General features: G+C 69.1%; 9 protein-coding genes. 6 read left to right on the forward strand and 3 right to left on the reverse strand.

All coding sequences use genetic code 11. The features are described 5' to 3' along the window. Positions 1–7: 7 nt before the first annotated feature. Positions 8–2,056, reverse strand: coding sequence for a type VI secretion system Vgr family protein (locus OOB33_RS16485; protein WP_271009470.1), 2,049 nt, complete (start codon positions 2,054–2,056; stop codon positions 8–10). A gap of 253 nt (positions 2,057–2,309) precedes the next feature. On the opposite strand from OOB33_RS16485, the gene OOB33_RS16490 reads away from it, so the two are divergent. Then, on the forward strand, positions 2,310–3,242 hold the full coding sequence (locus OOB33_RS16490) for a hypothetical protein (protein ID WP_271009471.1): 933 nt from the start codon (positions 2,310–2,312) through the stop codon (positions 3,240–3,242). A 13-nt stretch (positions 3,243–3,255) separates the two neighbouring features. On the opposite strand, the gene OOB33_RS16495 is transcribed toward OOB33_RS16490, so the two are convergent. Both OOB33_RS16495 and OOB33_RS16500 read right to left on the reverse strand, forming a co-directional pair. Then, positions 3,256–4,311, reverse strand: a complete 1,056-nt coding sequence (locus OOB33_RS16495) for a cupin-like domain-containing protein (protein ID WP_271009472.1) — start codon at positions 4,309–4,311, stop codon at positions 3,256–3,258. An 11-nt stretch (positions 4,312–4,322) separates the two neighbouring features. Beyond that, a complete protein-coding gene (locus OOB33_RS16500) occupies positions 4,323–6,209 on the reverse strand; it encodes a S8 family serine peptidase (protein WP_271009473.1) in 1,887 nt (628 codons plus the stop codon). Between the two features lie 472 nt (positions 6,210–6,681). Between OOB33_RS16500 and OOB33_RS16505 the strand changes: the two genes are divergently transcribed. The 5 genes from OOB33_RS16505 to OOB33_RS16525 all read left to right on the forward strand — a co-directional run bounded on the left by OOB33_RS16505 (position 6,682) and on the right by OOB33_RS16525 (position 25,232). Next, the gene (locus tag OOB33_RS16505; protein ID WP_223696577.1) at positions 6,682–7,491 is read left to right on the forward strand and encodes a PEP-CTERM sorting domain-containing protein; all 810 of its coding nucleotides are present in this window, start codon (positions 6,682–6,684) and stop codon (positions 7,489–7,491) included. A gap of 219 nt (positions 7,492–7,710) precedes the next feature. After that, complete coding sequence (locus OOB33_RS16510) at positions 7,711–9,162, forward strand: hypothetical protein (RefSeq protein ID WP_271009474.1); 1,452 nt, start codon at positions 7,711–7,713, stop codon at positions 9,160–9,162. Between the two features lie 152 nt (positions 9,163–9,314). Next, complete coding sequence (locus OOB33_RS16515; protein ID WP_271009475.1) at positions 9,315–10,631, forward strand: PEP-CTERM sorting domain-containing protein; 1,317 nt, start codon at positions 9,315–9,317, stop codon at positions 10,629–10,631. A gap of 383 nt (positions 10,632–11,014) precedes the next feature. Next, positions 11,015–12,754, forward strand: coding sequence for a ShlB/FhaC/HecB family hemolysin secretion/activation protein (locus OOB33_RS16520; RefSeq protein WP_271009476.1), 1,740 nt, complete (start codon positions 11,015–11,017; stop codon positions 12,752–12,754). A gap of 19 nt (positions 12,755–12,773) precedes the next feature. Then, positions 12,774–25,232 (forward strand): filamentous haemagglutinin family protein, encoded by a 12,459-nt coding sequence (locus OOB33_RS16525; protein WP_271009477.1) that lies wholly within the window; start codon positions 12,774–12,776, stop codon positions 25,230–25,232. The last annotated feature ends 8 nt before the right edge of the window (positions 25,233–25,240 follow it).

Consider the following 25,240-nt stretch of genomic DNA (forward strand, 5'->3'; position numbering starts at 1 on the left):
GGAGGCCTCAGCGGTGGGTCAAGGGATCTTCCGGCGCCTCGGGTGCTTGCGGCGCCTCCGGATCCAGCGGTGACACCGGGCTGGCGCCGCTGCCGCTGCCCGGCGAGCCGCCCGAGTTGAGCTTGATCATGGGGCCGGTGATGGACACCCCGTCCGGCCCGAGCACGATGGAGGCGGGGCCCGCCTTGATCGAGATCTGTGTGCCCGCCTCGATCACCAGATTCATGCCAGCCTTGAGATGCAAGTTCTGGCTGGCCTCGGCGCCGATATTGGCGCCGATCTTGAGGTGCAGGTCAGCGCTCGATTCCATCGAGATGGCCGCGCCCGATTTGGCCGTGATGTCCTTGTCGGTCTTGAGGCTGAACACCCCGCCGCTCTTGAATACCAGGTCCTTGCCTACCGTCAGGTCGAGCTTGCCGTCCACCGCCTGCTTCAGGTCCTTGAGCACGCTCAGATGCATTTCGCCCTCGACCTTGTCGTGGCGGTTGCCCTTCAGGCTGCGGTGCTCGTCCTTGCCAATCTCGCTCTTGTAGGTTTCCTCGACAAAGTCCAGGCGGTCTTTTTGGGCATGGAGCAGCACATACTCCTCGCCCTTCTTGTCTTCGAAGCGCAGCTCGTTGAACTCGGCCGCGCCGCCCAGCTTGCTGCGGCTCTTCAGGGTGCTGACCGTGGCATGGGCCGGCAGCTCGTAGGGTGGCTTCTGCTGGGCGTTGTAGACCCGGCCGGTGATCAGCGGGCGGTCCGGATCGCCTTCCAGAAAGTCGACCACCACTTCCTGGCCCAGGCGCGGCAGGGACACCATGCCAAAGCCATTGCCGGCCGAGGGGCTGGCCACGCGCACCCAGCAGCTGCTGGCGGCTGTCTTGGTGCCGATGCGGTCCCAGTGGAACTGGATCTTCACGCGACCATGTTCATCGGTGACGATGTCGCCCGGGTCGGCATCGCCGACCACCACCGCGGTCTGCGGCCCGGCGACGCTGGGCTTGCGGCTCAGGCGGCGCGGCCGGAAGGCCTGGTCAAAGCGCTGCAACTCAAACTCGCACTGCAGGCCAAAGGCCGAGCCCAAGCTGCCCGCCCCCACGCCGGACTCATAGCCGCCGCGCTTCATCTCGATGCGGGTGGACAGCACCAGGTACTCGGCGTTCTGGTCGCTGCGCGGATGCTTGCTCAGCTTGAACCGCCCCCCGGCGCACAGGCCCGGCGAGTCGCCCTTGCCGTGAAAGCGGCCGAACTGCGCCTGTGCTTCATCGAGCTGGACCAGCGCGCGCGCATCGCCAGCGGCCTTGGCTTCGTAGCCACCGGGATAGTCGTAGACCTCGTGGCCGGCCTCGGCATGGCTGCGGCTGGCCGTGGCCGGCGAGCTGCTCAGGTCGGTGTCGGGCGTCAGGTAGTTGTAGTCGCGCAGCACGACCTTGCCGGTCTGCACCTCGCTGCGCATCTGCCAGCTGTGGATGGCGCTCTGCTGGGTCAGGGCATTGCCCTCGGCCAGGAAGGGAATGGTCTCAAAGCCCGCCATGGCCACGTGGGCGCTGCTGCTGTCGGCAATCACCAGCTCGTGGCGCGATTCGCTGTGGCGGAAGAAGTAGAAGATGCCCTCTTCTTCCATCAGGCGCGAGACGAAATTGAAGTCGCTTTCGCGGTACTGCACGCAGAACGCCCGCTTGGCATAGCTGCCGCTCAGCTCCTGCACCACGCTGCCGCTGTAGTCGGCGAACACCTGCTCCAGGATCTCGGGCACGCTCAAGTCCTGGAAGATGCGCAGGTCGCTGGACCGCGTCAGCAGCCACAGGCCCGGGCGCAGCGTCAGCTGGTAGACGAAGTTACGCCCTTCCATGCCCTGGAAGGAGAAGGCGCTGACCAGGCCATGGAACCAGCGGGTGTTGGACGCATCCAGGCGCAGGGAGACCGCCGCCGCCGTGCCCAGCAGATCGTCGGCCGACAGGGTGGCCTCCGAGGAGATGGCGGAAACCTGGAACTCAAACGGCGTGGACAGCGCCTCGGACGCCGTCATGGCGCGAAAGCGCAGATGGGCGCCAGCCGCGCTGTTCATCCCCATCAGAAACCCGGTCGATGCTGGCATAGGTCCTCGAATACCTGGGGCGTTCCTGGCGAGCAGGCGACCCCGCTCGACACGCCTCGTGCCGAGACTATACGGTCGCCAGGCGCCTGAAATTTCGTGATTAAGCCCGCAGAAAATTGCCGCGCAGCCCTTGCCGCCTGCGCACAATCGGCCTCGCCGACAGGGCTGTCATCAAGCTTGGCCAGAATGCGGGCATCTCCCAATTTCAGCCGGCCTGGCCGCCGCCGCGATGACTGTTTCGGAACCCGATGTCCTGATCGAAGCCGCCGAAGGCCCCGCGCCTCTGATCATCACCTTTGGCTTTGCGCAGTGGAATGCGCCGGTGGCGTTTGATTTCGTGGGGCGGTTGCGCAAACTCGAGTTCCTGCTCGGTCAGAGCTTTCATCGCATCCATCTGCGCGACCGCAGCCTGTCGTGGTATCTGCACGGCCTGCCCGGTCTGGGCTCCAATCTGCTGCGCACGCTGGACGCACTCGCCAGCCAGGTGCGCGCGCTGGCTCCGACGCGGGTGCTGACCCTGGGCCAATCGATGGGCGGCTACGGCGCCATCCTCTACGGCCTGGCCCTGGGCGCCGATCGCATCGTCGCCTTTGGCGCTCTGTCCACCATGGACCCCGCGGTGGCGCGCGCGCAGGCCGACCCGCGCTGGCTGTCGGTGATGGAGCGCTTGCAGGCCGAGGGTATCCGCCCCGCGCGCAGCGATCTGGTCACTCTGGCCGCCGCCTCGGCCCGGCCTCTGGACCTGCGCCTGCATTACGGCGAGCAGCCGGATTTCCCCGAACAGGGCCCGGCGAACCTCGATCTTTTTCATGCCGAGCGATTCGCCAGCCTGCCCGGCTGCCGCGTCCACCGTCATGCCCAGGCCAACCATGCACCCTCGCTGCTCTTGCAGGCCCAAGGCCGGCTCGATGCCGTGCTGCTGCGCGATCTGTTCGATGTGGATCCCGGTCTGGTTCATCAGCGCCGGCAGCCCGTGTTGAGCGACCCGCAGCTGCAGGCCATGACGGGGCAGTTGCTGCGCGGCGAGTCAGCCGAGGCAGTGCTGGAGTCCCTGCTCGAGCAAGGCCTGGCCCCGGTGAGCGCACGTTCGGCGCTGGCCGTGTTGCAGCGCGACCCGGTGTTCCTGGCCGCCACTCAGCATTGGAGCGAGCAGCGGCGCTGAAGGCGAGATCCACTCACCAGTTGCCGATGCTGGGGTTGGCGTAGCTGAACTGGTTGGGGATGTCCAGATTGGTGAAGGAGAAGGACATGCTCAGCTCCAGCGCGCTGACCTGGTGCCACCAGCCCAGGGGCAGGAAGAGCGTGTCGCCAGGCGTCAGCACGGTCTCCAGCACCGTGGCCTGGCGGAACAAGGGGTAGCGCTCGAAGTCGGGCCGGTCCAGATCGATGGGGCTGTAGACGCCCATGCGGTTGTAGAGCAGCGGCGTCTGCCAGGGCGAGATGAAGCGCCAGCGCTTGCGGCCCACGACCTGGGTGTGGAAGAGCATCAAGGTGTCGTGATGCAGCGGCGTGTGCGTGCCGCCGGGCCCGAACCAGAAAGACGCGGCACCCGGCAGCAGGCTGGGGTCGCACAAGGGTGGCATGCTGCCGATATCGGCCAGCAAGGGCAGGAACTCGGGCCGGCGCAGCATCTCGTCGTTGGCCGTCAGGTAGTGGTCGTTGCTGTCACCGGCGCTCTGCACCAGATCCACAAACTCGCCCACCCGCATGCGCTGGCGCAGCGACCCCTTGTTCTGCTCGAACAAAGGGTCGCGCGATCGGCCCACCTGCACATCCACCTCGAGATGCCCGAAGCGCGTGGCAAAGTCGGCCGGCGACCAGCGCTGCAGCGCCGGCCAGTCTGCGGCCACATCCTCCAGCACCACCGGGCGGCAGCCCAGCACATAGCGCTCCAGCAACTCTTCGCGGCTCACACCGCGGCGCCGCTCGATCTCGCGGTAGGCCGGCGCGCTTTCCAGCAGCTTCTGGTGGCTGGCCATCAGGGATTCCAGCTTGCGCAGCATCTGCTTGTGCTTTTGTGCCGCGATGAAGGCCGGGCTCATCTGGATGCTGGCGATGGCGGCCTCGCAGGCGGCGGGGTTCAGGCCGGCCGACTGCATCACCGCACGCATCGAGGCCGGCTCGCCCTCCCACATCAAGCAATCGGCCACCCATTGCAGCCATTCAGGCGGCAGCACCGGCGGGGCCGGGTTCAGCGGGCGCGGCGGCGAGAGCGTGGGCAGCTGCTGCATGGCGGCGCGTCTCAGTGCTCCGCCGCGGGCTTGTTGCCCTCACGCCGGCGCGGTGCGCGCAGCGCCACCGCCGCCAGGCCCAGGCCGGCCAGCCACCAGGGCGAGGCCGCGCCGCCACCGCCGCCGCCCGAGCTGGGCGCGGGGGCGGGGGCGGGCGTGGGGCTCGGTGCTGGGGCCGGTGCGGGCGCAGGGGCCGGTGCCGGAGCAGGCGCGGGGATGGGCGTGCTGCCCTGGGCCTGGCCGCAGCGACTCAAGGCCGTGCTTTGCAGGGTCTGGGCACTGCGCACCGGCGGCGTGTAGCTGCCCGGCGCCTGGGCGTATTTCACCGCCTCGGCTGCGTCCAGCAATCCGCTGCCGCAGGTCTCGGTGGTGCAGGTGCAGCGGCTGGAATTGCTGCTGCTGCAGTAGCCCAGGGCGTAGGCCGTCACATGGGGCCGCGCGCTCAGCTTGAGGCCGGATTCGATCTGGTTGAGGCTCAAGCCCGGGTTGAGCGACCACATCAGCGCGGCCGCGCCGGCCACCTGGGGCGCGGCAAAGCTGGTGCCGCTGACGGCCGCGTAGCCAGCTTCGCTGGGTGCTGTCTTGCCCTTGTTGCTGGCCGAGACCAGGCCGCTGTCGGCCAGCTCGGCGTCGCAGGTACGTCCGCTGTCCGCGTCGCCGCCAGGGGCCAGCAGCTGCACTTCCTTGCCGAAGTTGGAGTAGATGGCCTTGAAGCCCTGGCGGTTGGCCGCGGCCACGCCGAAGACGCCGGCGCAATTGGCCGGGCGGCCCACCGCGCCGCGGTAGTTGCCGGCGGCGGCCACCACCATGACGCCGAGCTTGCGCAGCTCCTCGATGGCGTCGCGGTAGAGGCGCGCGGCCGCGGCCACATCGGCATTGGCGTCGTTGATGTCGCAGGAGGTCACACCGGCAAAGCCGATCACCACGATCTTCGCCGGGTTGGCATTGGCCGGCGCACCGGCCACGGGCAGGCCGGCGGCCCAGCGCATGCCGTCCACCATATCGCCGACCGAAGCACCGCATTTGCCCGACACGCGCACCGGCAGAACGCGGCCGTTCCAGTTCATGCCGGCCACGCCGCCGCCGTTGTTGGTCACGGCCGCCAGCTGGGCCGCCACCAGGGTGCCGTGCCAGCTGCTGCTTTCGTTCACCAGGCAGCCGTCCCACAGGGCCAGGTTGGCATCATGCTCGGCCTTGCTCAGGGCGTCGCCGGGGTCGGCCGCGCCTTCGCTACGGCCCACGCCGTTGTTGGCGTACTCGGGCTTGCTGACGAAGTTGTGGCCCTTCAGCACATTGGTGTTGAGATCGCCATGCGAGGTGATGCCGGAGTCCAGCACCGCCACCACCACCGAGGCCGAGCCCTTGCTCAGATCCCAGGCCTTGGTGAAGCCAGCGGCCGCCGGGTTGCTGTCGGCGGCCTGCTCGTCCAGCCACCACTGGCTGTTCTTGGGATCGCTGCTGTTGCGGAACATGGGGTCGTTGGGCACGGCCGCGCGCTGTTCGCGCATGTCCGGCATGGCGTGGCCGATGCGGGCATCGGCGCGCAGGGCCTGCAGCCATTGCTCACGCTGGCTCGCTGCCGCCGGGGCTGCAGCCTTGGCCTGCAAGCGCCACCAGCCCGAACCCAGGGGCTGCTGCGCGCGCAGCGGCAGGCCGTGCTCGGCCAGCAGATGGCGCAGCTGCGCTTCTTGCTGGGCGCGGTCGCGGCCGGCATCGGCCAGCTTGACGATCAGCTCGGTGCCGACCGCGGCTGTGCTGCCCCGTGCTGGTTTGGGCTGCGGGATCTGAGCGGCCAGGGCCCAAGCGCCCAGACCCACGGCGGTGGCCAGGCCCAGGCTGGCGGGTGTCTTGCGCAGCAAGCGCGTGAACATGAAGGCGGAAGGATGTGGCGTACTCATGGCGCGCACCATAGGCCGTTCGCATGAAGCGCCCGTGACAAAGGCGCAGCCTCGGGCGAACCCGCGATGCCGTCATCGGCCCCTGTCGGTGAAGCGCCAAGTCGCGCTGGAAGCCCCGCAAAGCGTCGCAACCACGCCACAGGTCTAGTCCGTTCGGCGCGCAAACCTCGAATTTGCACGCATACGAGCGTCACTTCTCGCTGCCACAGTCCGCCCTGTCGCAGGACGACACCTGTTCTTTGCCTTTGCTTCGGGAGGCCCCGGGCACCCAGTGCCACCGCCGAGTCCGAGCGCCCTTGCAAGGGCGGCTCTCACTCCATCGGTGATGTCCAGGTGTCGCGCCCGCTGCCCGCGGCCGGTGCATCCACGCCGGGCCTCGGACGAGGGCTGAACTCATCCCTCCGTGTTTCATCCGGGCCACTGGCCTTCACTTGTTCACTTTCTTCAAACCTCTGTACTGGAGTACTCACCCATGAAGCTGAAACTCATCGCTGCCGTCGCAGCCCTGGCCGCTGTTGCCAGCACTCCCGCTCTCGCCACCATCAAGGCCGTGTCCGTTGGCTCCGAGCTGTTCCTGGTGGTTGGCGACAACAACGGCTCCTATGTGCTGGACACCGGCGTCACTTTCCAGCAAATGCTGAGCCTGGCCAGCGCCGGCACCCCGGGCACCCTGCTGAGCCAAAGCGTGGTCGGCACCGCCGGCTGGTCCGAGTTCGTGTCCACCCGCCCCGACCTGTTCAACGGCGCCTCCAACAGCACCACCGGCATCCGCTGGTCGCTGTTCGTCTACGAAGGCAACGGCACGTTCGACCTGACCGACAAGCATGTGCTGACCACGGTCGGCACCGGCGTCAGCGCCGCCACCATCAGCAACAGCCTGACCGCCAACAGCTTCGACAGCAGTTTCGGCGGCTCGACCGGCCTCGTCATTGCAGGCGGCGGCACGGGCACTCACCCGACCCAGCTCAATGGCTCCAGCTACAACGCTGTGGGCACCCTAGGCTATGCCGGTGACCGCTTCTTCAACTGGGGCAATGCCTTCACCAAGATCGGCAACAAGGTCGGTGTTGATTCCGCCTTGGTCCATGTCACCCCGACCGATCCAGAAGACTATGACCTCTATGTGGGCGCCCAAGCCTTCGAGAACGTCAAGGTCAGCTTCGACGGCCAGACCATCGCCGTGACCAATGTCTCCGCCGTGCCGGAACCCGAAACCTATGCCCTGATGCTGGCCGGCCTGGTGGCTGTGGCCTTCATGGCACGCCGCCGCCGCGAATTCTGATCGCAGCGGGCGCATCCCGAGCGCTCGACCTCGGGACGCTTCGCTGAGCTGGCCATGTGCCAAGACGCGGCCAGCCTCATCAACAGCAAAGTGTTGCGCCTGGCATTGCCTTCCCTCGTGGATTGCTGAAGGGATCGACCTCTGGGTCACTCCCTTCACTCCTGGTTTCTCTTTGTCTCTTTGTTCTCTTCTTTCTACTCACGAAAGCACCCGTTCATCATGAAGCTCCGCCTCCTCGCCATCGCCGCCGGCCTGGCCGCTGTGTCCAGCGCCCACGCCCTGACCCCCGCCCAGATCGCTGACGCGCGCACTGCCGGCACCTTGAAGGAAGTCACCTTCTCGGGCGCCTCGGCTCTGCGCCTGTCCCTGGGTGCTTACGTCCAGGAAATCTGCAACACGAGCACCATGCACGTGTTCTTCAACAACGCCGCCGGCGCCAACCACCGCGCCTACAGCTGCAACCTCGGCGTGGCCGTGGGCAACTATGCCGCCGGCACCCCGGTGCTGGTCACCAAGCGCGACCAAGGCGGCTCCGGCCAAGGCGTGGCCCCCATCGCCCTGAACACGCCCATCGCCCACATGAATGTGGACGCCTCCTGCGTGGTCACCGCCACCCCCAACTTCACCGACATCCAGGTGCCCAACTACACCTGCGGCACCGTCAGCAACCGCGTCTCCGATGCCGGCATCTCCGACGTCGAACCCGGCCTGCTGAACGCCACCATCAATCTGGCCGACAACACCCCCGGCGACCCGACCAGCGGCCCGTCCGCTCCAGTGAACCTGAGCAATCTGGACGTCAAGCCCTTTGTGCAAGGCATCTTCGGCGTGGCCGTGAACCTGCGCGCCTATCGCGCCCTGCAAGCCACCCAAGGTCTGACCCAGGACGACAGCGACGCCAACCGCCCCAGCCTGCCCACCGCCTGGGTGCGCGGCGCCCTGACCGGCGGCCTGACCGCTTCCAACACCAGCCAGCGCGGCTGGGGCCTGGTGATCAGCCCGGCCGTGGACGCCTCGGTGCACACCAAGACCTTGAACATCTGCCGCCGCCAGCCCAGCTCGGGCACGCAAGCCGCCTCCAACGCCTACTTCGCCCAGAACCCCTGCGGCCTGTCCACCGCCAGCGCCCTGCGCCAAACCAGCGCTGCCGCCCCGACTCACGTCGCCACCGGCAGCACCTATGTGGTCAATGAAGGCGCCGGCACCGGCAATGTCGAGACCTGCATCGGTAGCACCGTGGAAAACATCGCCGGCGCCTACGCCATCGGCGTGCTGGGCCGCGAGAACAACCCCCTGGCCAATGGCGGCGACAAGAAGTACCGCTATGTCAAGCTCGATGGCGCTCAGCCCCTGCGTTATGACGCCAGCACCGGCCGCGGCGCCATCTACGGTGACTACGACTTCGTCTACGAGTCCACCCTGCAGTACAACACCACCAACCCCAACCTGAACGCCGACAAGATCGCCTTCATCGCCGCCATCCGCAACGGCGCACCGAAGCCCGCTTCGCTGGCCAAGGCCGATGTGGACACGCAACAAGGCGTGATGGCCCCGTCCTCGACCTGGGCCCCCGCCCAGTACCCGGCCCTGCCGGCTGCCGACAAGCCCTTCGCCTCGCGCGTGGCTCGCTCGGCCGGCGACAGCTGCTCGGTGCTGAAACTGGCGCGCTGATCGGCGCGATTGCTGCCCCCGGCCGCAAGCCGGGTGCTTCGCAGTACCTTTGAAGCGGGGTCGGTGTTCCGACCCCGTTTTTCATGGCCTCCTGCAGCCGCCGTTGCGGAGCGCAAGCCCTCAGATGGCGCATCACAAGCCGTCTGAGGGGCTTGGCAGACGGGTTCGCTACGCCCGCTGAGCCGAACGGTCTATTTCCAGCCCTCGGCGCTGGCATCAGGTTTTCACATCACTTGCGCACACTGCCGCGCATCGGGCGTCTGCCCCGCATCTCGCCATTGAGGATTGCTTCCATGTTGACCGCTTCTACATCTCGTGCTCCCTTGCTGCGCCCTCTGCTGGGGTTTGTCTTGTGCGCTGCGGCTCTCGCACCTGCGCAGGCCAAACTTGAAACCATAGGCCAAAAGTCAGAGCTGGCGCTGCTGCTGCTGGATCAGAAAAAGGCGGAGATGACCTACATCAAGGATCTCGGCATCACGGCCACCGAGTTCTGGATCACGGCGCAGCAGGACATGGGCGCCTCTTTCTTCAAGTATCTGGACCCCGAGACGGACGCGGCCCTGAAGACCTTTCTTGGCAGTGCTGACCTGGCCAGCGTCCGCTGGATCGTTGCTGCAAGCAACAAAGGCAGCGGTGATGGTAAGGAAAGAAACGACTATGTCACCCTGAACAACAGCGGGGACCTGTCCACACAACAAAAGAATTTCAAAGCGATGATTGAGATGAGTTCGTATTCGTTGACGGGAAAGGAGGACATCAACAAGTACCTCACTGATGTTGCCATTCCAAAGGACACTTTCATCACCACCATCGGCACTGAGGAAAACGGCAGTGCCCTGGCCAGCAATGCTGCGGGCAATGTGTTTACTTATGCGGGGATGCGCACCGGTTTCTTTGAGAGGGGCAGCACTCTAGCCCCTGGCGATTGCGTTGCGACCGCCACACTGTGCATGGGCAACCCTCTGGGCACTTCGTCTTGGTTCTACAAACTCACGCCCACTCTTGACGAGGATGGCGAGGCCGATTTTAACCTTCCCCTCATCTACGACGAATTCGACAACCTCAGCGGTGACGGCTACTGGGGCTTGATCAAGGACCCCAATTCCAGCAAGTACGTGCTCAGCTACACCCTGGCGGGCTCCAACCCGCGCAGCCTGGTGAGCACCGATTTCGGCCGCAGCCGGCTCTCCTTCACCGACTACAGCGCGCAGAGCGGCTTTGCTCGCCAGATCCTGGCCCTGGCCGGCGACGATGTGGCCAATGCGCCCGATGCAGCGGCGCTCTTCCTCAACGGCAGCCTGGCTGCACAGCAGGCCGTGATGGCCGTGCCCGAGCCGCAGAGCTGGGGCCTGATGGCTCTGGGCCTGCTGGGCCTGGCGGCCCATGCGCGCCGCCGCAGCAGCAACAGCAACGTCCTCAGCAACGGCCTCAGCAACACAAGCAGCAGCAGCGGCGCCTCGCAAGCCTGATCTGTTCGGCGAGCACGCAGCTGCGCCGCAGGCGTCCCCGCGAGCCCCAGCGGCTCGCGGGCTGAGCCTGCGCCTTCGCCTGCCACCTCGCTTCGAGCCTTTACTCCCCCTGCCGTTCGGACCACGGCGCTTCATCGCGGATTCACCACGGCTCGGGACACTGCCTTCACGCGGGCCAGGTGACTGGCGCTGAGCTCGGGCGTTTGCAGCTCACCGGCAGCGCAGGCGTGCTTGTTTGCTTGGTTTCTTGCTTGCTCGCTTGCCGCTCGCGCTGACGTCCAGGTTTTTGCTCCTCGCTGCTCCTCGCTGCTTCTTCTCCTTTTCGTTCGTTCATTCATTCGTCTATCCATCCAGGGAGTCAGCCTCTAGCCGGGCTGGGATTCATGTCGTTCTTGTCCTTGCCGACCTGCCGGATTTCTTGCGCCCTGCCGCGCCCCGTGCTGCCGCCCGCGCGTGGCCGTCTCGTGCCGGCGCTGAGCACGGCCGTGCTGGCCTTGCTGAGTGCTGCGCCGGGCTGGGCCCAGGACGCGCCGCGCGCCACACCCGAGCCTGCCCCGGCGGCCAGCGCGGAGCAGGCGCCGCGCTTTGACATCCTGGAGTTCGAGGTCGAGGGCAACACGGTGCTGGGGGCGCTGGTGATCGAGCGGGCCTTGCTGCCCTTCATGGGCCCGCAGCGGGCCCTGGCCGATGCCGAGGCGGCGCGTGCGGCGCTGGAGAAGGCCTACCAGAGCGCCGGCTTTCTGACCGTCTTCGTGGACCTGCCGGAGCAGCGGGTCGATGGCGGCGTGATCCGCCTGCAGGTGATCGAGGGCCGGGTCGAGCGCCTGGCGGTCACCGGCGCACGCTACTTTGACCAGGGCGTGATTCGCAGCCGCGTGGCCGCGCTGACACCGGGCCAGGTGCCCAATTTCAACGAGATGCAGGCCCAGCTGGCCACAGTCAACAACAGCGAAGACCGGCGCGTGCAGCCGGTGCTGCGGCCGGGCCGCCTGCCCGGCACGGTGGAGGCGGAACTGCAGGTGAAAGACCGCCTGCCGCTGAGCGGCTCGCTGGAAGCCAGCAATGCCGGCACGGCCAACACCGACCCGCTGCGCGTGACCGGCCAGCTTCGTTACGACAACCTCTGGCAACGCGGCCACAACCTGGGCCTGACCCTGACCACCGCGCCCAACCACAGCGCGCAGACCAGCGTCTTCGTGCTGAACTACGGCATCCCGCTCGAGGGCGGCGACAACCTGGGCTTCTACGCGGTTCACTCGAACAGCAATATCGACGCCCTGGGCGGCACCAAGGTGCTGGGCAAGGGCGACACCTTGGGCCTGCGCTACGCGATCAACCTGCCCGGAGCCGAAGGCAGCCTGCACAACCTGGCCCTGGGCGCGGACTACCGCGATGTGCAAGAGCAGATCAGCCTGGGCGAGCTGCGCCTGGCCAAGCCCTTGCGCTACCTGCCGCTGCAAGTGGCCTACACCGGCAATTGGTACTCGGCCGAGCGCCAGACCCAGCTCAACGCCAGCCTGGGCTTTGGCCTGCGGCCGCTGATGGCACGGCGCATTGCGGGCTGCGAGCTGGAGGATGGCAGCATTGGCGTCGACGACCAGTTCCGCTGCAAGCGCAAGGGCGCCGATGGCGGCTTTGCAGCCCTGCGCGTGGACCTGCGTCACACCGAGCAGGGGCGTTGGGGCAGCGCGCTGGCGCGGCTCTCGGGTCAGCTGGCCTCGCAGCAGCTGAGCAGCGCGGAGCAGTTCTCGCTGGGCGGGGCCGAATCGGTGCGCGGCTACCAGGAAGGCGCGGCGGTGGGCGACCACGGCCTGCTGGCTTCGCTGGAGCTGCGCAGCGCCAACCTGGCCGACTGGCTGCGCCGCCAGCACCCAGGTGCGCCGCTGGACGATGTGGCCGAGCTGAGCCTCATGGGCTTTGTCGACGCCGGCCGTCTGCAAACCCTGAACCCCGACCCTGGACAGAACCGCCGCCAGCCCCTGCTGGGCAGCGGCTGGGGCATCCGCTTCGGCAGCCGGGCCGGTTTCAGCATCGAGCTGATCGCGGCCCGCGCCCACAAGGCGATCGCCTTCACCGACACCCCTCGCCAGCGCGTGCATGCACGCATGGCCGTGAAATTCTGAGCCTCGTGCCCCTGCTGCCATGTCGCGTCGTCCTGCCTCCTCGCTTGCCTCTCGCCTGACACCCCCGCCGCTGCCGCAGGCGGGCACTCTGGCTCCTGCCGCTCCGCCGGTGCCGCACTGGGGCCATGCCCTGCTGCACCCCCTGGTGGCGGCCCTGGCCACGGTGATGCCCTGGCAGGCTCAGGCCCAGACGCAGGCGGCGCCCAAGGTCAACGCCCTGCCCCAGCCGGCCCCGGGCTGGCGTGTGTTCGGCAGCGGCCAGAGCGGTCTGCCGCAGGGCGTGCCCAATGCTCGCGGCGGCGCGGACATGGTGATCAAGCAGGACAGCCAGCGCGCCATCTACGACTGGCTGAGTTTTGACATCGGCGCGCAGAGCTCGGTCACCTTCGACATGGCGCAGCGCAATGCCAGCGCCCTGAACCGCATCGGCGGTGCCAACCCCAGCCAGATCTTCGGCAGCCTCAAGGCCACCAACGGCGGCGAGATCCTGCTCTACAACCGCAACGGCATCCTGTTCGGCGCGGGGGCCCGGGTGGACGTGGGCAGCTTGATCGCCACCTCGCTCAAGCCGCGCGACGAGGATTACAAGAACGGTTTTGCCAACAACATCCTCGGCGGCGACCCGGCCTTCCGCTACGACGCTGCGGCCGAAGGCGGCCGCGCGGGCGCAGCCCTGTTCGCCGACAGCTATGTGAGCGTGGCGCCGGGCGCCGAACTGCGCAGCGCCGAGGGCGGCCGCATCTTCCTGTTCGCCAAACAGGTGGAGAACGCCGGCACGATCAGCGCACCCGGCGGCCAGGTGGTGCTGGGCGCCGGGGCCGAGGTCTATCTGGGCCTGCCCTCCACCGCGAAAGAGCGTCTGAGCCAGACGCTCTACGCCTCGGAGTCCAACCCCGATGTGCCGGCCCTGCGCGGCCTGCTGGTCGAGGTGGGCCAGGCCGATCTCGGCAAGGATGCGGGCGATGGCACGGTCACCAACGCGGGGCGTGCGGCCGGCACGGGTGCCGCCAATGCCCAGCCCGGCGTGATCGAAACGCCGCGCGGCAACACCACCCTGGTGGGCATGGCGGTGAACCAGCTGGGCCGCGTGTCGGCCACCACCAGCGTGGCGCAGAACGGCTCGATCTTCTTGCTCGCGCAAGGCAATGCGGCCGGGGCCTCCACCAACACCACACCCTCGGACGCGCAGTACAAGCGCGCCCGTACGGGCGGCAGCCTGATCCTGGGCGGCGACAGCCGCACCGAGATCAAGCCCGACAACACCGGGGCCGACGGCAAGCCGCTGAGTTCGGACGACAACGCCGGCTTCACCGCCTCGCGCCTGAACCTGGCCGGCGCGGCCATCAGCCTGCAGCCCGGCGCCCAGGTCGTGGCCCCGGGCGCGCAAGCCTTTGTGCGCGCCAGCCTGACGCCCAATTACGACGGCAGCCCGGGCGGCGAACATGTGTTCAAGCCCGAGGGCGGCAGCCTGAGCATCGGCGCAGGCGCGGTGATCGATCTCGCCGGCACCACCGACACCCAGGTCGGCGTGGACCGCTACTTCGTCACCACCGAGCTGCTGGGCAGCAATGACCTGCGCGACGCGCCGCTGCAAAAAGACGGCCTGTTGTTCCGCAACAAGGTGACGCTGGACATCCGCAGCGGCTCGGACATCCTGGGCGATCTGTCCAGCTACCGCCTGGGCCTGCAGCGCACGGCCAGCGAGCGCCTGGCCAAGGGCGGCAGCCTGTCCATGCTCTCGGGCGGCACGGTCGATGTCGCCGCGGGAGCACGGCTCGATGTCAGCGGCGGCCAGGTGCAGGTGGGCGAGGCCAAGGTGCGGCCCAGCCTGCTGACCGCGACCGACGGCCAGGTCTACACCCTCAACAACGCGCCCAAGGATGTGGTGTTCGAAGGCATCAGCAGCGCCTTCGTCAACCGCAGCGCCTGGAAGCGCAATGGCGCCCGCGTCGGCTTTGGCCTGCAAGGCAGCGAGCGCCTGGAGGCCGGCTATGTGGAAGGCCGCGCCGGCGGCAGCCTGCAGATCGTGGCGCCACAGCTGAGCCTGCAGGGCGAGCTGCGCGGCCAGGTGGCCCAGGGGCGGCGCCAGCTCAACGGCCAGGACGCCCGCGCGGACCTGGCCCGCCTGAGCCTGGGCGCCGCCCGCCATGGCCGCGACTTCGCGGCCGACGCCTATGCTGGCGCCGTGCTGGAGCGCCTGGTGCTGGGCCGCAAGGCCGGTGAGGTGGGCGCCAATTTCTCATTGGCGCAGATCGAGGCAGGCGGCTTCGGCCGCGTGCAGATCAGCAGCGTGCAAAGCCTGGAGCTGCCGAGCGAGGCGCGCCTGAGCCTGCCCACCCTGGGGCAGCTGGAGCTGAGCTCCGAGAAGGGCTCGGTCATCCTGGGCAGCGATCTGCGCCTGCCGGGCGGCAGCCTGCTGGCGCGCAGCCTGGACGGCGGCGAGGTGCAGCTGGGCGCGGGCGTGCGCCTGGATGCCTCGGGCACCTGGACCAATGCCTTGCTGGACGGCGTGGGCTCGGGCGCCGGCACGGCCGGCGGCTCGGTCATGCTGGCCAGCCAGCGTGCGGTCAAGACCGGCGCGGGCGCAGTGATCGATGTCTCGGGCGGCGCCTGGGTCGATGCCGGCGGCGCGGTGCGCAGCGGCACGGCCGGCAGCATCAGCCTCGGGCAGGACAGCAATGCCGACGATGCCAAGAAGGCGCTCAACACCGTGCGCCTGCAGCTGGACGCCAGCACCCAGCTGCGCGCCTACTCGGCCCAGCGCGGCGGCGCGCTGAACCTGACGACGCAGACGATCCAGATCGGCGCGAATCCCAGCAACGCAGCCGCAGCCGATCTGCGCCTGGGCACCGAGTTCTTCAGCCAGGGCGGCTTTGCCAGCTTCTGGCTGAACGGCCATGCCACGCTGGAAGTGGCGGCGGGCAGCCGCATCGCCCCGGTCGCGCAAAGCTGGGCCCCGTTGGCCACGGCCCGCCTGGCCCCGAGCGGCTCGGCGGTGGCCGCGCAGATGCAGGCCGCTTCGGCCAGCAACGCCCTGCCCCAGGTCGTCAATCTCAGCCTCAACGCCAACGCGCCCATCCTGGGCAGCCTCAAGGTGGGAGAAGGTGCGGCCATCGAGCTGCGGCCCACGGCCAGCTTCTCGCTCAATGCCGCGGCGCATCTGCAGTTCGACGGCCGCGTGCAGGCCCCGGGCGGCACGGTGGCCCTGCGTGTGGCGGCCAGCGACGACAGCACGGCCCAGTACCTGTGGCTGGGCGCGAACAGCGTGATCGATGTGGCCGGCACGCGTCTGCTGACGCCCAGCGATGACGGACTGCTGCGCGGCCAGCTGCTGGCCGGCGGTACGGTCAACCTCAACGCCAGCGGCAGCTTTGCCAGCAGCCTGGTCTGGAGCCAGGGCAGCCGCATCGACATCGGCGGCGCCCAGGGCGAGCTCGATGTCAGCCTGCGCGAGAGCGGCGGCAACCGCACACTGCGCCAGACCCTGACCAGCAGCGGCGGCAGCCTCAATGTCAGCGGCAGCGGTGCACTGATCCTGGAGGGCGATCTGCGCGCCCAGGGTGGCGATGCATCCCAAGCCGGCGGCCGCGCCAGCATCAACCTCACCGCAGGCCGGAGCAACAGCGGCAGCCTGCCGCCGCTGCGCGAGCTGAGCCTGAGCGTGCAGCGCGGCGAGGCCAGCGGCGGCATGCAAGCCGAGCTGCTGCCCAAGCCCGCCGATCTGGGCGGCAACAGCGCCGCCCCCATCGCAGCCAGCAATGCCCGCATCTCGGCGGCCCAGCTGCAGGCGGCCGGCCTGGCCGACCTGAGCCTCGGCGCGCAGGATGGCCTGCGCATCGAAAACGGCGTGACGCTGAACCTGACCCGCCAGCTGCAGCTCGACAGCCCCAGCCTGCGCCTGGACGCGGGCGCCAGCGCCGAGCTGGCCGCCACCGAACTGATCTGGGCCAACTTCGCCAACAAGGATCGCCCCACCCAGTCCAATGGCACGCCGGCGCCCCTGCTGCAGGCGAGCGCCGGCAGCGGCGCCCTGGCCTTGACCGCGAGCGAGAACCTGGTGCTGTCCGACCGCCTGGTGACCCAGGGCTTGGGCAGCCTGGCCCTGAACGCCGGCCAGGATCTGCGCTTGCAAAGCCGCAGCACCGAGGCCAGTGCCACCGGAGACCGCGTGGCCGGCGCCCTGCTGAGCCCGGCCGATCTGAGCCTGCGCGCCGCCCAGATCTACCCGGCCACCGACACGCCCTTCACCCTCGATGTGGGCAGCCACCGCCTCAGCATTGCCCGAAGCAGCAAGACGCCGGCCGACCAGCCGGCCAGCGCTGGCGGCCAGCTCTTCATCAAGGCCCGCGAGATCGAGCAAGGCGGCGTCGTGCGCGCGCCCTTTGGCCGCATCGAGCTGCAGGCCAGCGAGCGCCTGAGCCTGCAGGCAGGCAGCGAAACATCGGTCAGCGGCGCTGGCCAGCAACTGCTCTTCGGCAAGGCCGATGCCAGCGCCTGGAGCCAGAGCGCCAACAGCCAACTGCTGCTGGACAAGCCCCTGGCCAAACAGCTGCTGCTCAAGGCCCCGTCCCTGAGCCTGGAAGAAAAAGCCCTGCTGGACCTGAGCGGCGGTGGACAGCTCAGCGGCTGGCAGTTTGTGCCCGGCCCGGGCGGCTCCAGCGATGTGTTCACGGGCAGCGATGGGGCCTTTGCCCTGCTGCCCTCGCGCCAGTTGCAGGCGCTCTGGGACCCCAGCCTGGCGGCCGTGACGCCGGCCCTGGGCCGCCAGCTCGAAATCGGCGACGGCGCGGCCGTGCCCGCCGGGCGCTACACCCTGTTGCCGGCGCGTTATGCCATGCTGGCCGGCGCCTACCTGGTGTGGCCGCTCAGCGGCACGCCGCTGAACCTGGGCGCCGTGATCCCGCAGGCCGATGGCAGCCAGTGGATCGGTGCGCGCCTGCGCGACGCCGGCACCGCCTTCCAAAGCACCCTGCCCTCGGGCTGGCTCTTGCTGAGCGCCGAGCAGGCACGCAAGCGCAGCGAGATCCGCCTGCGTGATATCGACAGTCACTTTGCCGAGAAGGCCAGCAAGGCCGGTGAAGCCCTGCCGGCCGGCAATCGCGATGCCGCGGCCCTGGTGCTGAACGCGCAGCAGCTGCAGATGCAGGCCAGCCTGCGCAGCGCCGTGGGCAGCATGAAGCCTGATGGCGCGAAGGAGGCCACCCCTGGCCGCGGCGCCCAGGTCTTCATCGCCAGCGAGCGCATCCAGATTGGTGGCACGGCCGATGCGGGCGTGCCGAGCACGACCCTGAGACTCGACACGAAGACACTGGAAGGCATCCAGGCCGAGCAGCTCGTCATCGGTGCCGTGCCGTTGGGCAACAGCAGCGACAGCCTGCAAGCCGTGGCCCGCGAGCTGACGGTCAAGGCCGGCAGCACGCTGAGCAGCCAGGACCTGCTCTTGAGCGCCAGCGAAACGCTGCGACTGGAGGACGGCAGCCATCTGAAGGCCGAGGCGCCCGCCACGACAACAAGCCTGTCCGCCGGCAGCGATTGGAAGCTCAAGGGCGGCGGCGCCGCCGTGCGGGTGAGCGCACAAGCCGATGCAGGCCTGCAACGCCAGGATCTGCCCAAGACCGATGACCAAGCGCCTCCACTGCCTGTGGCCACGCTCGAACTCGGCAATCGGGTCCAACTCCAAGCTGCCGCTGGGCGCGGCAGCATCAGCCTGGACAGCAGCGGCGACAGCCGCCTGGGCGGCGGGCTGACGCTCTCGGGCCAGGCCCTGGATCTGGGTGCCCGACAGGTGCTGATCGGCGCGGCGAGCGTGCCGAGCGGCAGTCTGAGCCTGGATGCAGACCTGCTGCAGCAGCTGAGCGCGCATAAAAGCATCCACAGCCTGACCCTGCGCAGCTACAGCAGCATCGACTGGACCGCGGGCGCCAGCCTGGGGCAACCCAGCTGGGAACAGCTGACCCTGGACGCCCCCCTGTTGCGCGCCCCGCAGAACGGGACCGGCAGCGCCCTGGCCCAGCACATCGTGCTGACGCAGACCAGCGGCCAGACCGTCAAGCCCGCTCTTGAGGGCGCGGCGCTCCCGGCCGGCAGCCTGCTGCTGAGTGCCACCAAGACCCTGACGCGCGAAGCTGGCAGCCAGCGCATCGATGCCATCAAGACGGACTGGGAGGCCGGCCAGGCCCTGCTGGTGCAGGGCGGCAGCGAGGCTTTCTTCAGCGGCGCCCTGAACGCCACGGCCCCGCTGCTGGGCCAAAGCGGCAATGCCCGCAGCAGCTGGCAGGTGCGGGACGGCTTTGTCTTCAGCAAGGCAAGGGGCAGCGAGGTCAGTGAAGCGGCCCTGGCCCTGCTGGAACCGGGAGGTCAGCTCAGCATTGCCGCCCAGACGATTGCACAAGCCAGCCGTATCGAGATGCGCGGTGCTCAGCTGAACCTGGCGGCCCGCGACGGCCTGGAGTTCAAGACCGGCTCGGACACCCTCGTGGCGGGCCAAACCTTGAACCTGCACGGCAGCGCAGTGGACCTGCCCGGCGGCAAGCTGGTGGCAAGCAGCGGCCAGAAAAACCTGGTGCTGGAGGCGGGTGCCACATTGAATGTGTCGGGCGCAGGCGCCAGCGATGCGGGCACGCTGCAGCTGAGCGCGCCTGCGGGCGAGGTGATCCTGGCGGGCAAGCTGAGCGGAGAGTCCAAAGCCGGCGCCCGAGGCGGCCAGCTCGAGATCGACAGCGGCCAGCCGGTGAAGCTGGCGGACCTGGCCAAGGGCTTGGGGGACAACAACTTCAGGGGCAGCCTCAGCCTGCGCAATCGCAGCGGCAACCAAAGCCTGGGGGCCGACGTGCAACTGGCGGCGGATGAGATCCGCATCGTCAGCGACGCGGGGCGCCTGGACATCGCCGGCAGCTTGCGCGCCAGCAACAGCGCCGCGCAAGGCAAAGGCGGCCAGATCGTGCTGGCGGCCGGACAGGACTTGAACATTGCCGCGGGCGCCCAGCTGCAGGTGCAGGCACCACGTGGCCAGGGTGGCCGCATCGAGCTGCACAGCAGCGCAGGCCAGATCGATGTGCAGGCCGGCTCGCTGCTGGATCTGCGCGGCAGCGATCGCGTGCATGGTGGCCAGCTGCTGCTGCGCGCGGGTCGCGAGGACACGAGCAGCGAGAAAGCGCCCGAAGGTCGTGACGTGAAGATCGGTGCGCTCGCCGGCCGCATCGAGGGCGTCTACAGCATCGATGTCGAGGCGGTCAAGGTCTATGGCCAAGCGGGCACCATCGGCCTGGGCAGCGCCATGCAGCCGGCGCCCACGCCGGGCACTCCGCCCCGCCCTACCCCCACACCAGCGCCCACACCGGCCCCCGAGGAGCCCGAGGCCGAAGCCGAAGGCCTGAGCAGGAACCCGGGCCGCATCGCGCAGGCTGCAGGCCTGCCGCCCGCACCGCTGGCCCTCAACATGAATCGCACCGACGAGGGCAGCACGCCCTCGACCGGCAATGGCAATGGCAGCACCCTGGGTCAACTGCCCCCACGTCCGCCGCTCAAGCCGGGCGACCCGGTGGTGCCCGCCCCAGTGCCTGTGCCTTCACCGACACCCGCCCCAAGCCCGGCTCCCGCACCTTCGCCGAGCCCGGCACCGGCACCGGCACCGGTTCCAGCTCCAGCTCCAGCTCCGGTGCCAACGCCCGCACCCATTCCCGGCAAGTTCGGCACCGCCCTGATCGATGCCGAGAGCCGCGACTATCTGGAAGGCCATGCCGAGGCCGTGACACGCCGCCTGACGGCGCTGCAGCCCGAGTTGCAGCAACGCCTGCGCGTACGCGCCGGTGCCGAGCTGCAATCGACCGGCGATATGCGCCTGAGCGTGGACTGGAACCTGCCCCTGCTGGTGGCGGCCGATCGCGCCGCCATGCCGCATGCGGCCGAGACCTCCATCACCTTGCGCGCTGCCGGCAACCTCTACTTGGAGCGCGGCTTGAGCGCCGGTTTCCAGTCGCCCACCAACCAGGCCAGTGAGCCGCTGGACCAATGGCTGGCGGTCAGCGGCATGGCCGGTGACCTGCGCGTGGTGGCCGGTGCCGATCTGAGCTCGGCCGATGTGATGGCCACGCGCACGCCCACCGCAGGCGGCACCGGCAATGGCCTCGCCCAGGAGGAGATCAAGCTGCAGATTGGCCGGGCGAGCACGGGCGGCGAAACGCCCAGCGTGCCGTTGCGCAGCACCACGGGCTCGTTGCAGCTGGCCTCCTCGGGGGATGTGGTCCTGCTCAACACCGGCGCCAAGGTCTACACCACCGGCCAGCCGGTGCTGAGCTTGCAACAGGAAGACCTGAACCTGCCGCCCAGCCCACCAGCACCTGCGCCTACTCCTGCACCCAGCCCGGCGCCAGCGCCGACACCCTCGCCGGCTCCCGCACCCGCACCCGCACCTGCTCCTGCGCCTGCGCCTGCGCCTGCACCAAGCCCGGCGCCTGCTCCCGTTCCTGCGCCTGCGCCATCTCCGGCACCGGCACCCTCGCCCGCCCCGGCGCCATCGCCGGAGCCAGGTCCCACGCCATCACCGGCACCGGCACCGGCGCCCGCCCCGACACCCATCCCTAGCCAGCCCAGCGCAGGCAACGGCAACCAAACCACGGACGGCAAGCTGCCTCCGGCCCCACCGCTTCCGCCTCGGCCACCTCAGCCCTCGGAAGGCAACGGCAACAGCAGCACCGGAAACACCTTGCCGCCGCCACCGCCGGTGACACCGGCGCCCAGCCCGGCTCCAGCGCCTGCGCCTGCTCCTGCGCCTGCGCCTGCTCCTGCGCCTGCTCCTGCGCCTGCGCCTGCTCCTGCGCCTGCGCCTGCACCTGCACCTGCACCTGCACCTGCACCGGCTCCAGCTCCAGCTCCAGCTCCAGCGCCCGCACCTACTCCGGTCCCCGACACCCCCTCGGCAGGCAATGGCAACGAAACGACGGGCAACACCCTGCCGCCAGCGCCACCCGTACAGCCAGCACCGACACCTGCACCTGCGCCTGCACCTGCGCCTGCACCTGCGCCTGCGCCTGCGCCTGCGCCTACACCCACGCCCGCACCTGCTCCGGCACCGGCTCCGGCACCTGCTCCGGCTCCGGCTCCGGCTCCGGCTCCGGCTCCGACGCCGGTGCCCGACACGCCCTCGACCGGCAACGGCAACGAGACCACCGGCGGCAGCTTGCCGCCGGCGCCACCCGTCGGCCTTCCCGGCGGCCAGAGTGTGGCGCTGCCTGCATCGCGCTCGGCACTGCACACCCACGCCGCAGCGGGCGTGGAAGAACCGGAAGAGAGCCGCGTTCGAAGGAAACGCAGCGAAGTCAGCGAAGACACGCCGCAGCCGCAGCTGGAGCCTTCAGCCGGCAACGGCTCTGGCACCACCAATGGCAAGCTACCGCCCAAACCCCCGCTGACACCGGGTGAAGTGCCGACGCCGGCCCCAACTCCTGCACCGACCCCGTCGCCTACGCCAGCACCTGCACCCGCGCCGACGCCCACTCCGGGACCGACACCAGCGCCGACTCCAACACCGGCGCCCAAGCCCGCGCCGGTGCCGGACCCCATTCCCCAAGGCGCCGAGCTGGGCATGGACCTCGACAGTCTGAGCAGCAATCTGCAGCGCAACGGGCTCAGCCCCTTCCTGCGCCAAGGCGGCCAGGTTCACCTGCGCGCTGGACGTGACATCAAGGGCGCGCTCCTGGCCCGCGAGCAGGACGATGTCAGCCAGTGGTGGTGGCGCTCCGGCGTGGACGGCGCTTCGGTCACCGCCTGGTGGTCGCGCTATGACCGCTTCGGTCAAGGCATTGCCAGCTTCGGCGGCGGCGATGTGCGCCTGCTGGCCGGCCGTGACGCGCAGCAGGTTCATGCCTCGGCCGCCAGCAGCGGCTGGCGTGCCAGCGACGCCAACTCGGCCGGCAGCCAGGCCATGCAAGTGCTGGGCGGCAGCGTGTTCCTGCAAGCCGGCCGCGATGTGGTGGCTGGCCGCCTTTTCGCAGCCGGGCCACAGCTGCGCGTGCAAGCTGGCGGTGATGTGCGTCGCGACACGGCGGCACCGAGCTCGGCCACCACGGTCGATCTCGGACTGCAACTGCTCTACGGCGCCACGGCCGTGCGTGCCGAAGCTGCAGGCGCGCTCGATCTGGGCGCCCTGCGCAGCGCCGGCTATGCGCTGAGCACCAAGGACAATGAGTTGGCCTTGGATGCGGTGCTGGGCGGCGTCCATGCCGGCGCTTCGGCCCTGCTGCAAAGCCAGTCGGGCTCGGTGACGCTGCGCAACGACGGTGTGCTCGATGGCGGCATGTCCAACGCGCCCGATCTGGTCAACAGCGTGGTGCCCGCGCAGCTGCAGATCCGTGCGCCGCGCGGTGATGTGAGCATCACGCACGACATCGTGCAGATGCCCGAAACCGGCGGCGCCCCCGCGCGCACCGAGGTTCTGGCCGCCGGCGATGTGAACCTGGCCGCGCTGAAGGTGGGCGCCCAGCGTCAGGCTTTGGAAACCGGCCTTTACAGCCGTCGCCAGCTGGGTGACGCGCTGGCCAATGCCCAGGTGGCCATGCCGCTGGCGCGTTATGCCGATCTGGGCGTGGAGGCTGCGCCCAGCAGCGAGGTGGCGCGACTGGACAACAGCGACCGCAGCCCGGTGCGTGTGGCCGCCGGCGGCGACATCAAGGTCGAGGGCGAGATCCTCTCGGCACGAGCACTGGACCTGAAAGCCGGTCGCGACCTGATTGCCGGCTCAGGCAATGTCTTCAAGCTGCAGCATCAGGATGTGCAGCTGAGCGCGGGCCCGACCCAGCCGCTGCGCATCCACGAGTTCACCGTGCTGCAAGCCGGCCGCGACATGCGCAATGTGGCGGTGGAGATTGCCGGACCGGGCGATCTGCTGCTGCTGGCCGGGCGCGATGTGGACCTGGGCAACAAGGCCGGTCTGCTCTCGCTGGGCGCTTTGCGCAACGGCAATCTGCTGCCCAGCCTGGGGGCGGACATCACCGTGGTGACCGGATTGCGAGCCGATGGCCGCGACTACCAGCAGGCCGTGGATCAGGGCTTTGCCTTGTTCGGCAGCCGCGCCTGGCAAGGCCGTCTGGGCCAGCTCTACAGCGCCCTGGGTGGGCCGCTGCCAGGCTTCGAGCAGCTGGCACCCCCGGCCCAGCTCGATGGCTTGCGCCGCCTGATGGGCGAGGCACAGTTTGATGCCGCGCTGGCCGACTATGTGCGGGGCTTGCCGGCCCGCGCCGATGCCAGCGAACAGGGCTTGCGTGCCAGCACTCTGCTGGGCAAACCCTTGCAGGACAAGACGGTGCAGGACTTACTCCAGAGTTCGCCGAACAAGACCGAACCGGCCTGGAGCGAGCTCAGCCGCGAACAAGCCCTGGCCGTCTTCGCCACCCTGAGCGACGGCCAGAAGGCTGCTGCCGTGCAAGCCCTGCTGACGGCCCAGCTGGGCCGCCAGACCCCGCAGGCGCGCCAGCAACTGCTGCAGCAGCTGGCCGGCCGCGACGCCCCGGGCCAGGCCGCGCTGAAGGCTCTGGCAGCCTATGTCCGCGAGGTCAGCGGTGACGCGGCGCGTGGCCTCAGCGACAGCCAGGCGGTGGCTGCCTTCGAGGCCTTGCCGCTGGCGCGCCAGATCCCCTGGCTGAACCGCCAGCTGGTGCAGGAGTTGCGCGTCGCGGGCCGCGAGGCTGCGCTGGCCGAGGGTGATGCACGTTGGGCGGCTTATGCGCCAGCCTATCTGGCGGTGAACACCTTGTTCCCGGTCGATGGCCTGAGCACCCGCCCGGTCGGCGAGCTGCGCATGCCGACCAGCCAGATCAAGACCAACCAGCAGGCCGACATCACCCTGATGGCGCCCGGCGGCGGCATCAATGCCGGTGAGCTGGCCAGTTCGGGTTCAGGCAAGAAGCCCAATGAGCTGGGCATCGTCACCGTCAGCGGCGGCAGCGTGTCGGCCGCGGTGCGGGATGACTTTGCGGTCAACCAGTCGCGGGTCTTCACCCTGGCGCAAGGCGATCTGCTGCTCTGGTCTTCACGCGGCAATATCGACGCGGGCCGTGGCGCCAAGACGGTGACGGGCGCGCCCTCGCCAGTGCTGCGCCTGGACAACGAGGGGCAGCTGATCTTTGACACCTCGGGCTCCTTCAGCGGCTCCGGCATCGCGGTGCTGAGCGCAGGCAGCGACCTCGACCTGTTCGCACCGGCCGGCGAGATCAATGCCGGCGAGGCCGGCATCCGCTCCAAGGGCAATGCCTTCATTGCCGCCGAGCGGGTGGTCAATGCGGTGGACATCCAGGTCGGCGGCAAGACCTCGGGCGGCGGCAAGGTGGAGGCCCCGCCCGCCACCATCAGCGCGCCGCCCAACACCACGCTCAACGCCACCAGCGCCGGCGCCGCAAGCAGCGAGAGCGAGGAGGACGGCAAGAAGAAACGTCGTCGCCGCCGCAATCTGCTGCTGGAGTTCCTGGGCTTTGGCGGTCAGTGACCGAGGCC

The sequence above is a fragment of the Paucibacter sp. B51 genome, from assembly GCF_027863535.1.
In the GTDB taxonomy this organism is placed as follows: domain Bacteria; phylum Pseudomonadota; class Gammaproteobacteria; order Burkholderiales; family Burkholderiaceae_C; genus Paucibacter_A; species Paucibacter_A aquatilis.